Origin of the sequence: Enterobacter sp. SECR19-1250, assembly GCF_013391025.1 — a bacterium.
In the GTDB taxonomy this organism is placed as follows: Bacteria; Pseudomonadota; Gammaproteobacteria; order Enterobacterales; family Enterobacteriaceae; genus Enterobacter; species Enterobacter cloacae.
This window is the reverse complement of record NZ_JACASJ010000124.1, coordinates 1-12,315: the sequence shown is the minus strand read 5'-3', so window position 1 is coordinate 12,315 and position 12,315 is coordinate 1. Positions and strand designations below refer to the sequence as shown.

Here is a 12,315-nt window from a genome sequence, read left to right as displayed (position 1 = left end):
TGCGTGATCTGATCCTTCAACTCAGCAAAAGTTCGATTTATTCAACAAAGTCCCGCATCGTCACTCTTAATAACGCTCAATGTAATAAATGTGATTGCTCTTTTTTTACTCTGGATTTACATGACCCAATATCTTGTGACACCGATCAATACTGTGAAAAAAAGTATTGAAGAAGTCACGGCAGGGAATCTTGGCGTGACAATCCCCGAGTTTGGCAACAACTGCGCAGGGCGTTTAATTCCCGGGATTAACAGCCTTTCGGGCAATATTGCAACGCTGGTCCGGGAAATCAGGGCGTCGTCACAAACCGCCATGACCTTATCGGATCAACTCTCCTCACGCAGCGCGCAGTTATCAGTGAAAACGGAGCAGCAATCGGCTTCGCTGGTGCAAACCGCAGCCAGCATGGAGCAGATGGCTGCGAGCACCAAAAACAATGCTGATAACACCCGGCTCGCCAGTGAACAGGCCAATCAGGCAACGCTTCAGGCACGTAAGGGGGGCGAGCTGATGGGGCAGGTTGCTCACAATATGCAATCGATCACCGAATGCGCACAGCAAATGACGGAAATCATCTCGATGATCGACGGCATTGCCTTCCAGACCAATATCCTTGCGCTTAACGCGGCCGTTGAGGCGGCAAGGGCGGGAGACCACGGAAAAGGCTTCTCTGTGGTCGCTGAGGAGGTGCGAAATCTGGCACACCGCAGCGCGGAAGCGGCGAAGAACATCAAAACGCTGATTGAAGTCACCAGCAATAACGTTACACAGGGCGTGACGGTAGTGTCAGAAGCGGAAAAAAACATGCGTGAGATTGTGGCCGGATCCGGCAATGTCAGCCGTCTGATGGATGAAATTTCCAGTTCCACATCCGAGCAGGAGAAGGGAATTTCACAGATCACGCTGGCATTATCAGAGCTGGAAAGGGTTACGCAAAGCAATGTGGCGATGGCGGAGGAACTTAACGGATCCTCTGACGTGCTGCGCAATCAGGTTATCGAACTGCAGTCACGGACACGCAATTTCCGGCTTGACGGGGGATACGCGGCTGATAGTTCGTTATCTACACCGGTTGTTCCGCTGGCGTTCCCGCAGCGACAAGGACATTCCGCCTGAAGGGACACCGCCGTTATCCGTACAATTCCCGAGCGATTTCAGCGCCATGCGGAACATAGTGGTTGCGTAACCTCTGCCGAAAGCTAGACTGACAACGAAAAGCTAAAAGCGGAGGCGTTGTGGAGAGCATAAAAGGGTCTGAACTGAACGTTCCTGACGCAGTGTTTGCGTGGGTGTTTGACGGTAAAGGCGGTGCCCGGCCGCTGGAAGACAACGACGTGATCGATCACGCGCATCCCTGCTGGTTACACCTGAACTATACCCATCCGGACAGCGCTGAATGGCTGGCATCCACCCCTTTACTGCCAAACAACGTGCGTGATGCGCTGGCAGGGGAAAGCCTGCGGCCACGCGTGAGCCGGATGGGTGACGGTACGTTGATCACGCTTCGCTGTATTAACGGCAGCACGGATGAACGTCCCGATCAGCTGGTGGCGATGCGCGTCTATATGGATGATGGGCTTATCGTTTCCACTCGCCAGCGTAAAGTGCTGGCGCTGGATGACGTGGTAAACGATCTGAAAGAGGGCTCCGGGCCGACCGACTGCGGCAGCTGGCTGGTGGATGTCTGCGATGCGCTTACCGATCACGCGAGCGAGTTTATCGAAGAGTTGCACGATAAAATTATCGATCTGGAAGATAACCTGCTCGATCAGCAGATACCGCCACGCGGTTTCCTGGCGTTACTGCGCAAGCAACTGATTGTGATGCGTCGCTACATGACGCCACAACGTGATGTATATGCCCGTCTGGCCAGCGAGCGTCTCAGCTGGATGAATGATGACCAGCGCCGCAGAATGCAGGACATTGCTGACAGGCTGGGGCGCGGGCTGGATGAAATTGATTCCTGTATTGCCAGAACCGCAGTAATGGCCGATGAGATAGCACAGGTGATGCAGGAGTCGCTGGCCAGAAGAACCTACACGATGTCGCTGATGGCAATGGTCTTTTTACCCAGTACCTTTCTGACCGGTCTGTTTGGTGTAAACCTGGGCGGCATTCCCGGCGGTGCTTATCGCTACGGCTTTACCGCGTTTTGCGTCATGTTAGCTGCTTTGATTGGCGGTGTTGCATGGTGGTTGCATCGTAGTAAATGGTTGTAAATTTACGCTTTTTCCACCTTTTACGCGGATCAAAACGCTCTTTTAATTGAGCAAAGTCAATAAACAGAAACCGTGTAAGGTGCATTATTACTCCCGCAGGTGAATGCAACGTCAAGCGATGGGCGTTGCGCTCCATATTGTCTTACTTCCTTTTTTGAATTACTGCATAGCACAATTGATTCGTACGACGCCGACTTTAATAGTCGGCTTTTTTTTGCCTCCCGTTTCTCAGGGTCTACCCTAAAAGGGTCAATCCAAAAAACTGGAGGGAAAGATGAACCATCTACTCGCGCTGCAACGGCTGCATTCACGGCAGTCCGATCCGGTCCCGACCGACCCAACGCCTATGCCCGATCCCATTCCGCGTCCGCAACCTATGCCCGACCCGCCGCCCGATGAAGAACCGATTAAATTGTCGCATCGAACCCCGAGATCTGCGAGGATACGCGCCATCTGACCGCAAAGATGACCACGAGAGACTATTGTGACCGCTTTTTCTACCCTGAATGTTCTGCCTGCCGCCCAACTCGATAACCTCAACGAGTTGGGATACCTCACGATGACGCCTGTTCAGGCGGCCGCATTACCCGCCATTCTTGAGGGGCGCGATGTTCGCGTACAGGCAAAAACCGGCAGTGGGAAAACGGCAGCGTTCGGTCTTGGACTGTTACAGCATATTGATGCCACCCTGTTCCAGACCCAGTCTCTGGTTCTGTGCCCGACCCGCGAACTGGCTGACCAGGTCGCGGGTGAGTTGCGTCGTCTGGCGCGCTTCCTGCCCAACACCAAGATCTTAACCCTCTGCGGCGGACAGCCGTTCGGGGCGCAGCGTGATTCGCTCCAGCATGCGCCTCATATTATTGTCGCGACACCTGGCCGTCTGCTGGATCATCTGCAAAAAGGCACCGTTTCACTGGATGCCCTGCAAACGCTGGTGATGGATGAAGCGGACCGTATGCTGGACATGGGCTTCAGCGACGCGATCGACGAAGTGATCCGCTTCGCGCCGGAAGATCGTCAGACATTGTTATTCTCTGCGACCTGGCCTGACGCCATCGCTGCAATCAGCGGTCGTGTACAAAAAAATCCGCTGACGATTGAAATCGACAGCGTGGATGCGCTGCCTGCCATCGAGCAGCAGTTCTTTGAAACCTCGCAGCAGGGCAAAATCCCGCTTCTGCAGAAATTGCTGAGCCAGCACCAGCCCGCCTCCTGCGTGGTGTTTTGTAATACCAAAAAAGATTGCCAGGCAGTGTGTGATGCCCTGAATGCCGCCGGGCAAAGCGCGCTGTCATTGCATGGCGATCTGGAACAGCGCGATCGTGACCAGACGCTGGTTCGCTTCGCGAACGGCAGCGCCCGTGTGCTGGTTGCAACCGATGTCGCCGCACGCGGGCTGGACATTAAATCGCTGGAGCTGGTTGTTAACTACGAGCTGGCCTGGGATCCAGAAGTACACGTTCACCGCATTGGGCGTACCGCACGTGCCGGAAACAGCGGGCTGGCCATTAGCTTCTGCGCGCCGGAAGAGGCGCAGCGTGCCAATATCTTGTCTGAAATGCTGCAGATAAAGCTTAACTGGGTGAACACTCCGGGGAACGGTCGCGTTGTGCCACTCGAAGCCGAAATGGCGACGCTGTGCATTGATGGCGGCAAAAAAGCCAAGATGCGTCCAGGCGACGTATTAGGCGCGCTGACAGGTGACATGGGACTGAATGGCGCCGATATCGGCAAGATTACCGTTCATCCGGCACACGTATATGTGGCAATCCGCCAGGCGGTTGCGCATAAGGCATGGAAGCAGCTGCAAAGCGGGAAAATTAAAGGCAAAACCTGCCGGGTCAGATTGCTGAAATAAGCGGCAGAAAAAACGCGTCTCAGACGGACTCTGAGACGCGACAGGATTATTTCACTTCAAGTACGTTCAGGCGCAGCTCGTCAAACTGATTATCATCCTCTTCCGGCTGCCAGCCTGCAGGCTGCATGGGGATCTCTTCCCGATCAAACGCCAGATCGCCGCCATTCACCACTTCAGAATCATGGTTGATGCCTTTGAAGTCAAACAGCTCAACATCCGCAAGGTGAGAAGGCACCACGTTCTGCATTGCGCTGAACATGGTTTCGATGCGCCCTGGATAACGTTTATCCCAGTCACGCAGCATGTCACCAATGACCTGGCGCTGCAGGTTCGGCTGAGAGCCACACAGGTTGCATGGGATAATCGGGAAAGCTTTCGCCTGGGAGAAGCGTTCAATGTCCTTCTCGCGGCAATAGGCGAGAGGGCGGATGACAATGTGTTTGCCGTCATCGCTCATCAGCTTAGGCGGCATGCCTTTCATCTTTCCGCCGTAGAACATGTTCAGGAACAGCGTTTGCAGGATATCGTCGCGGTGATGACCCAGCGCAATTTTGGTTGCGCCCAGCTCCGTCGCGGTCCGGTACAGAATGCCACGACGCAGACGAGAGCAGAGAGAGCAGGTGGTTTTGCCCTCCGGGATCTTCTCTTTTACGATACCGTAGGTGTTTTCTTCGACGATTTTGTACTCAACGCCCAGCTTATCGAGATATTCCGGCAGGATATGCTCAGGGAAACCCGGCTGTTTCTGGTCAAGGTTTACGGCCACCAGGGAGAATTTCACCGGCGCGCTCTGCTGAAGATTACGCAGGATCTCCAGCATGGTGTAGCTGTCTTTACCCCCTGACAGGCAAACCATGATGCGGTCGCCTTCTTCAATCATATTGAAGTCTGCAATGGCTTCGCCCACATTACGGCGCAGCCGCTTCTGCAGCTTGTTCAGGTTGTATTGTTCTTTCTTTGTATTTGATTGATTTTCTTGCATTTATTACTACCTTCGGAGCCAGTAGGGGCATAATAGGGGCAAAATTTTTCAGCGTGCGAGCTTATCGTTAAGCATCAGCACCTGTTCGCCATTCATTTCTTCAATCCACGCACCGTAGACTTCATAAACCATTTGCGCGTTTTCATGCCCCATCTGGCTGGCTATGAAAGACGGATTAGCGCCGGCAGATAAAAGCCAGCAGGCAAAAGTATGCCGCGTATGGTACGGATTCCGGCGGCGAATACCAGCACGTTTTACAGCTGCGTTGAATCTCGCACCGATGCTCGATAAAGAGTAGTAGGCTTTCTGTTCTCCTTTGCGCATCCGGGGTATGAAAACAAAACGCAGGTTTTGATATTCCATCGCACCATACTCACGATGATGAAAAACAATCTCGGTTTTTGGCTGTACCGAAGTCAGTGTACGCTGTGCCTTCAAGGCCTCTAGTGCTGGCTCTAATAACGTGATAACTCGATCACCTGCATCGGTTTTAGGCGGGACGAACATTCCTAATGCATTAAGATTGCGCTGTATATGAGCCGTACCTTTTTCCCAGTCGATATCTTCCCAGGCAAGCGCTGCTAGCTCTCCATGACGGACACCAGTATAAACTGCGAACGTCCACATGTTGAGGCTTTGGCCACGCTCGGATTCCGCAAGCAAACTAAACTCCTGCTTCGTTAAAGGATCCGGTTTTACTTTCCCTTTGTGTAGTTTCTTGATCCCTTCAAAGGGCTTGCCATTGATAAATCCAGATTTGTGTGCAAATCGAAGAAGGGAGCACAGTAGCGATATGTAGTTGTTCACTGTACGCACAGTGCGTCCCTGTTTGTTGCTTCTGGGATTTGCCAGGTAAAGTGTGTCACCGTTCAACAGCTCCTTTCTGTATTTCAGTATGTCGCTGTGCCGTATAGTTGAAACAGGCGTTTCTCCGTTAATAATGTGCATTAACGTACCGAGTTGTGAGCGCGTCTTACGCATCGTATTCGCGCTAATTTCTGTTTCTTTAATGTTCGTCCACAGTTCACACAGCTCTGAAAAGGTTTGAACTGAAACAGTGGTTACGGTTTTTTTTGCTCTGGAAGATGAAGGAAAGCGCTGGTGGTAATCAAACTCTCCAAGGTTGATCTCGCTAACGATCACAGCCCGAAGATTCCCGGCTTTTTTGATGTTCGCCGGGGTGTTAATCCAACCTTTTAGAATTTCGCGGCAACGCTTTCCCCGGTACATAAACCAGATACAAATCTTATTGTTTCTGATTTCGACACCTGTAGGCAAAGCTGCCATCTTACGCATCCCTTATTAATTGATTAATTCTCGGATAGTTATACCAGGTTGTGCCACGCAAGGTTTTTTCTCCGGAAGGAGATACCCGTTTAAAATGGACACCTTCCACCCAACAGCCCTGGCGATACTTCTCAATCTGTCGTTCGGTCAGGCCTGTTTTTTCTGTGAGCCTTGCGCCAACAATCCATTCTTCGTTAAAAATTACCTGCGACATGGTTCACCTCAGGTAACCGGCATGAGTATAGATATGCCGGTCTTCAGTCGTTGATATTTCAGTTTCAGTTTGCCTGGCCGGGCAGGGAACGCAGCCGGCGCATGCCGGTCATTGCGGTGGCCACGTAGCTTGCCTTGCAGTTGACCACTTCAACCCAGACCTTCACGCCTTCCACTCTCACCGTATAGGTCTCTTTCATCTTGCTGCGCCCATAGTCGCCGTATCTTTGCTGGTGGGCTGCGAGTGCGATTTCACATGCCTGGCGAGCCAAAGGGGATTGCTTACTGCCTCGATTAATCAGTCGCATTTCTTCTCCTTGAGGGAGGGTTTCCCCTCCCGGTCTCGTTAGTCCACGTATTCCGGTTTCATATCCGCCAGGGTAAAGCTGAACTGACCATGCAGTTCGTCGCCCAGATGGCGTTTCGACGATGCAAGAACGCGCTCTACTTCTGCGAACCGCTCAGCTGCATCGGGCTCATCTGAAGGTGGCAAGGAATTGATGGCTGCTTCGACTTTGTTCCGTGCATCAACCAGGTAATAACGTTTCACGGCCTTGTTTTTCAGCTCAGTGAACAGGGCAGAACCCAGCGTTGATTTCACGGTTTCAATATCTGCGCGCAGAGCTTTAGCGCTATCCACATCCTGAGCCGCCTCGATGCGATCACGGAAATCATCAGCAAGTGCATCGATGTTTTGAGCTGATTCCTGAGCCGTTTGAGTGGTAGTGACGTTGTCACCTGAAATGTCTGCAAGGCTAACGTGCTGCGCCGGTGCCGGGTTTACCTCTCGTTCTTCTCGTCGATCATCGAGCTCATCAGGGGTGTAGACGCCCAGAATCACATCCGGGCAGAACAGCCTCGCCCAGCGTTTGACGGCCAGGTACGCCAGTTGCTGGCGAGGGTCGTCAGCCCAAAGGGTAGAGTTTCTGGTTCGGGCCTGAGCCAGCAGCAAATCAAGTTCCCTCGGCTGATCTTCGCCTTTCAGGGTTGCGCGGATAATGATGCCGATCCCGGCTTCGTCAGCCAGGGTCCAGCCCGGGACCCGGTACTCGCCTTTGTCGCCTTTACGGATATGGAATTTCCCAACAACCTTTTCCCATGGTCCGTACCATTCATATTCAAAGCGGCTGGCCAGCACGCCGCTGCGTGAAATTACGGCATTAACCAGCTGCGCTTCATACCCGAGCACACCGTTAATTAGGTGCGTCTTCTGCGCCACGGCAAAGGGATTCATCTGCCACTGTGCCGCTTGCATCGCAACAGCCATGCAGTCGGCCTGATTGCCCTGCAGGTGTTTAGGAACGGTGGCGGTGCCCTGCGCCATAATCTGCGCGAACGTGCTGATGGCGTTCAGATACTGGGAATCGAACAAAGCCACGTTGGAGTTAATAACGGTGTTCTGGTCAGCAACGGTAACGTTTGTGTTGTGCATAAATCCCCCTTAAGCCTGAGCGCGCAGCGCTTCGAGGCGGCGCAGGTCAAAGTCGTTCAGTTCATCGGTGTAATCGGTAGTGATCGGCGCTGGCCAGTCGCCCGTGTCGAAACCTGTGGCGATGGCGCGCATTGTTTTGCGGTACTCAAGCATGCCCAGTTCCAGCAGTTCGGTGGATGCCTCAATGATGGCGATCCAGTGGTAGTTCTCGTCTTTGTTGACGAAAATCCAGAAGAACTGGTCCAGCGCCGCGGTCTCGCAATACATTGCCGCGCTGAGGTGATAGTCACGGTCTATGATTTCCCTGTGCAGCCTGGCGCGAAGGCTTTCTTGCTTCACATTCCACATGCTGATAGTTTTCAGGTCGGCACCGATGCGCACGCCATCCAGTTCAATCTCTAGGTCCGGACGTACACGCACTTCTAAACCTGTTTCGTCGTCAAAGCCGAAGTAACTCACTTCAACGGCGCGGCTTGGATGTGTCAGCAGCATGCCCGCGGTCGGGTGCGCCAGTAGAGCGGACTGAATTGCCCGCGCTGTGGCCAACTGCTGGCGGGTAACCAAAATCTTTTCGCCAGGGTTGTCGCGCCAGGCATCCAGCAGTTCGTCTGCGAACACGGCATCGGGCTTAACTGATATAACTGCCTGGATCATGTCTGCTTTGGTACCGGACACCTTCAGCGGTGTCGGTTTCTGCGCTTCTTGCGCCACCAGGTCTGGATTGATGATCGCTAATTGCTCGAGTAGCGCATCACGGCTGCCGCTGGTTTTAACCGGCACGGGCAGGGTTGCGTTGTACTCTTTAATGCATGCCTTCATTGCCGTTGCTGTCTGCTTCTGGCCTTCTTCAATACGCTGATACTCAGCAGGGAGAGCCATATAGCTTTGAGCCGTTTCTTCCAGGCTGGTGCCAAGCGGCACTGGAGCGGGAAGGGATGCGTTATGTTCTTCAAGCAACGCTTTAATCTCGTCAGCGCTCAGGAGTGCCGGCAGGCTGGCGTTGTACGCGTCGATGAACTCACGCAGAGTTGCGGTGGTGGTGAAAGCACCCTCCGGGATCTCAGGTTCTACGCTGAACTCTGCTTCGAGGTTTTCCGGCTGCAGTGCAAGGGCGTGCACCAGGTTCCCCATGTCCAGTACTTTGGATGCTGTGCGCGGGATGGTTTTAGCCACATGGCGTGCGTTGAAGTACATCAGGCTGACACGGGCATCTTTCACCTGGGTTGAGCTAATACCGTTTGCTGCGTGATAAACGTCATTCGGTAGGCCTTCGTAGCGGCCAGGCTCGAAGTAAGCCGGGTATTCGATTACGGGCTCTGACTGCTGCTCTTCCGGCGCTATGGAATCTGTCTGCGAATTAGCTGCATCAGTGCCTTCGCCCGGTGGTACCGAACCAACATCTTCGTCTTTCTCTGGCTTAGCCGTTTCCATCTGCACATCGCTGGTGGTCTCCGCTGTGTTTTCCGTTTTTTCGACTTCATTTGAGGGGATATCGATGACCGGGGCGGTATTTCCATCCATCAGGCCATCGATGGAGAACACGCCGCCGCCGAAATTTTCAACCTGGGGTTGTTCTGCTGGAGCTTCGGTCTCAACAGACGGAGTAGACAGCGGCAGTAACTCCACCGCAGAGTTAAACTCAGCCGTCATGGTTTTATTCACAAACTCAAGATGAGCCGCTGGCGTGTGGTGGATGTTTTCCGGCGCGATGCGGATCAGATTGAAGATTGCCGCACGGTTCACCGCCAGTACGCCGGGCTGATTACGCAGGATGGCGCTCCATGATTTCCATGGTTCTTCTTTCTTCGCCACGATTTCTTTGGCGCGACGTAAAACGCTTGAGGGGATTTCAAAGTGATGGAAATCCATAGGCAGCAGGGCACAGGCGATCTCAAGATCGAGAGTGTCCAGAGTGTGGTGCGCGCCTTCGCCGCGATCCGTTACATACCCACCGTCGGCATTAGTACCAGAATCGGTGCGCTGAACATTACTGATGCGATTACCGGCTGCCCACTCGCGAACGAGAATTCCGCGGTCAATATAATCAGTCGCCGCCCAGATGCGGGTAAAACGAAGTACCAGAGCGAGTTCGTGACGCTTCTCCTGGCTGAACACCTTGCGAATGGCGTCGGTGTAGCGCCACAGGTCTTTGGTATCGTAACCCTTAACCTCTTCGCAGTTTTCTGCCGCCAGCAGCAGGTTCTGGACGTAGCCGTTGTCAGTATCCATTTCCAGCGCGCTGATACTTTCGTATTCTTCGCGGGTTAAGTGGTGGCGCAGTTCATCGCTGGTGAACTGGGCGAGTAGCTGCTTGCGGAACGGCATACGAACGACTGGATAACGAGTCGTTTCGTCATCATTCTCGTCAATCTGAATACCGTTTTCGGGTTCTGGAACCTGATCGGTTGTAACATCGGCGTCGCTGGTGCTTTCTGATTTGAGAAGAGCAAGCTTTCCGCTTCTCCACTCTCTAACTAACTCATTGCGGTCACCTGCATCTACTCTCAACCAGTCGGCCATGAAAGCAGCAAGTAGCTTTACTTCGTGCTCTTCATCTGGCGCAAATACCTGCTTAATCGCCTGAACCAGTTTCCACTCAGCGTTCAGGCTGAGTTCGTCAACGTCAGGGATATCGTTCTTCGCCTGTAGCAGGTTCTGGAGATAAGTGTTGCCTTCATCCAGTGACATTTCGCTGGCAGCCAACTGCTGCTCTTTACTGATATGCGTCTGGTATTTGTCGCTGGTCAGGTGGACGGCATAACGAACTGCTGGAGTGCGGTTTTCAACCGGGACACTCTCGACGGTAGTTTCGACTTTAACGGTAGTTTCCGGTGCGGCAGAGTTGTCCACGGGTCCAGTCGACTCAGCACCAGCCTTTGGCAGCCAGGTGCGTCCATCGTCCTGGAGGGCGTAGCGTTTGCACCAGGTGTAATCCACAGTGCTTTCTTCTGGCAGATCGTTGTAAACAGGGAAATCGGTGCGAACAGGTTTGGCGTAATCCTTACCGCGTCCGGTTTCAATACCAGCATCTTCCAGCTCAACATCGAGCTGGAGGTTGGCACGAGCTTCTGATTTCGCAGTGAACCAAATCACTGCGTCTTCTTTGCCAGATTTCTGCGTAGCCTTAACTACATAGAAAAATTCCATGTGAGATCCTCTTTTTTGGATGTAAGATCCCCGGGCCAGAGATAGCGCCCATTGGGTGAACTTTGGTTTTTTAAGTAGTTTTCCGGTGTAACTTTGGTAGGGAGCACCGGACGTACGGGCCGCCTTGCGCGGCTTTTACGTTAGCTTTCGTGAGCCATCTGGTCGTACGAAGCACAACGTTCAGAGCAATATTCTTTTTCTTTGCGCGCCAGCTGTGCGCCGTTGCGATAGAGAAGGGTACTTTTGACTACTTCCCCCGGTTTAACCGGCTTGCCGCAGTACCCGCATTTCGTTGAGCTACACATCTGGATTCCCCTTTTGCGCCAGCAGATAGCACAGGCGGCGAAGAATCACCTCGAAGAAGTTCAGCTTTACTGCCTGTTGCCGTGATGGTTTACGTGCGTAATCAGTCACTTTGATCTCCTTGTAATGCCTGTCTTTTGACCACATCAGGCTCGGTGGATCCTGCTATTCCCCAACAACAAGGATTCGTTTAATCTGGATATCCCCAACAAGAAGAAGAGTACTCGAAGTGATTGCTGAACTATCAGCGGCCATGGCCGCTATAAAGGAGACTGCTGGGCTAGCCAAAGTCATTAATGACGCAAAAACTGACGCGGAGGTCAAAGCTGCAACTATCGAACTTCAGAGCAGATTAATTACACTTCAGGCGGAGTGCTTCTCTCTTTGCGATTTGATTCGTCAGCGTGAGGAAGAGGCAATACTTCTCAAAGCAAAAATTGCAGAGTACGAAGACTTTAGTTCCCAGACAGAAGGTTACGTTCTTAATCAACTTGATTTCGGTTCTTTTGTATATTCCAAAAAAGAACTTGTGGGTGAGGAGCAGGTAGAAGTGCATCTTTGCCCACAATGTCATGCCAAGCGTCAGATATCGATACTGCAACCAACTGGTGAAGCCTCTTTTAATAGCCATACAAAAAAATGGTATTTTCAATCTCGTTGCCATAATTGTGATTCCGTCTATAGCATGAACGTTTCAAACTACAACCCTGAGATTTATGCTCCCTGGTCTTGAGGATATTCAGATTTTTAAAGAGCTAAGCGTCCTATGGGGCGCTTTTTTATGCCTTATCGCCGGCCAGCGGAACGTTTACACCTGATGCGCGACTTTGTTGAATAAATCGAACTTTTGCTGAGTTGAAGGATCAGATCACGC

General features: G+C 52.5%; 12 protein-coding genes and 1 pseudogene. 5 read left to right on the top strand and 8 right to left on the bottom strand.

Annotated elements, in window-relative coordinates:
• The first annotated feature begins 120 nt into the window (after positions 1-120).
• The 4 genes from HX884_RS22765 (at position 121) to dbpA (ending at position 4,077) form a co-directional block, all read left to right on the top strand.
• Entirely contained in the window at positions 121-1,116 is a 996-nt protein-coding gene (locus HX884_RS22765) for a methyl-accepting chemotaxis protein (RefSeq protein ID WP_178328832.1), read from the top strand.
• Positions 1,117-1,235: 119 nt separating this feature from the next.
• Positions 1,236-2,219: a zinc transporter ZntB gene (gene zntB, locus HX884_RS22760; RefSeq protein ID WP_178328831.1), complete on the top strand. Its 984-nt coding sequence runs from the start codon at positions 1,236-1,238 to the stop codon at positions 2,217-2,219.
• Positions 2,220-2,511: 292 nt separating this feature from the next.
• Positions 2,512-2,676: a hypothetical protein gene (locus HX884_RS27520; protein WP_283841960.1), complete on the top strand. Its 165-nt coding sequence runs from the start codon at positions 2,512-2,514 to the stop codon at positions 2,674-2,676.
• A 27-nt stretch (positions 2,677-2,703) separates the two neighbouring features.
• Positions 2,704-4,077, top strand: coding sequence for an ATP-dependent RNA helicase DbpA (gene dbpA, locus HX884_RS22755; protein WP_178328830.1), 1,374 nt, complete (start codon positions 2,704-2,706; stop codon positions 4,075-4,077).
• 46 nt (positions 4,078-4,123) lie between these two features.
• On the opposite strand, the gene ttcA is transcribed toward dbpA, so the two are convergent.
• The 8 genes and pseudogenes from ttcA to HX884_RS27680 all read right to left on the bottom strand — a co-directional run.
• Complete coding sequence (gene ttcA / locus HX884_RS22750; RefSeq protein WP_063425240.1) at positions 4,124-5,059, bottom strand: tRNA 2-thiocytidine(32) synthetase TtcA; 936 nt, start codon at positions 5,057-5,059, stop codon at positions 4,124-4,126.
• 48 nt (positions 5,060-5,107) lie between these two features.
• Positions 5,108-6,346: a site-specific integrase gene (locus tag HX884_RS22745; RefSeq protein ID WP_178328829.1), complete on the bottom strand. Its 1,239-nt coding sequence runs from the start codon at positions 6,344-6,346 to the stop codon at positions 5,108-5,110.
• A gap of 1 nt (position 6,347) precedes the next feature.
• Entirely contained in the window at positions 6,348-6,560 is a 213-nt protein-coding gene (gene xisR, locus HX884_RS22740) for an excisionase family protein (RefSeq protein WP_073397255.1), read from the bottom strand.
• A gap of 64 nt (positions 6,561-6,624) precedes the next feature.
• A complete protein-coding gene (locus HX884_RS22735) occupies positions 6,625-6,867 on the bottom strand; it encodes a DUF4060 family protein (protein ID WP_020882485.1) in 243 nt (80 codons plus the stop codon).
• A 38-nt stretch (positions 6,868-6,905) separates the two neighbouring features.
• Positions 6,906-7,991, bottom strand: a complete 1,086-nt coding sequence (locus tag HX884_RS22730) for a RecT family recombinase (protein ID WP_178328828.1) — start codon at positions 7,989-7,991, stop codon at positions 6,906-6,908.
• A 9-nt stretch (positions 7,992-8,000) separates the two neighbouring features.
• Positions 8,001-11,138 (bottom strand): RecE family exodeoxyribonuclease, encoded by a 3,138-nt coding sequence (locus HX884_RS22725; protein ID WP_178328827.1) that lies wholly within the window; start codon positions 11,136-11,138, stop codon positions 8,001-8,003.
• A 140-nt stretch (positions 11,139-11,278) separates the two neighbouring features.
• Positions 11,279-11,443: a YdaE family protein gene (locus HX884_RS22720; RefSeq protein ID WP_178328826.1), complete on the bottom strand. Its 165-nt coding sequence runs from the start codon at positions 11,441-11,443 to the stop codon at positions 11,279-11,281.
• Positions 11,436-11,546, bottom strand: a pseudogene (locus HX884_RS27680) (hypothetical protein); the annotation flags it as partial. The pseudogene HX884_RS27680 and the gene HX884_RS22720, both read right to left, overlap by 8 nt.
• A 124-nt stretch (positions 11,547-11,670) precedes the next feature.
• On the opposite strand from HX884_RS27680, the gene HX884_RS22715 reads away from it, so the two are divergent.
• A complete protein-coding gene (locus HX884_RS22715; RefSeq protein WP_072015910.1) occupies positions 11,671-12,174 on the top strand; it encodes a hypothetical protein in 504 nt (167 codons plus the stop codon).
• The last annotated feature ends 141 nt before the right edge of the window (positions 12,175-12,315 follow it).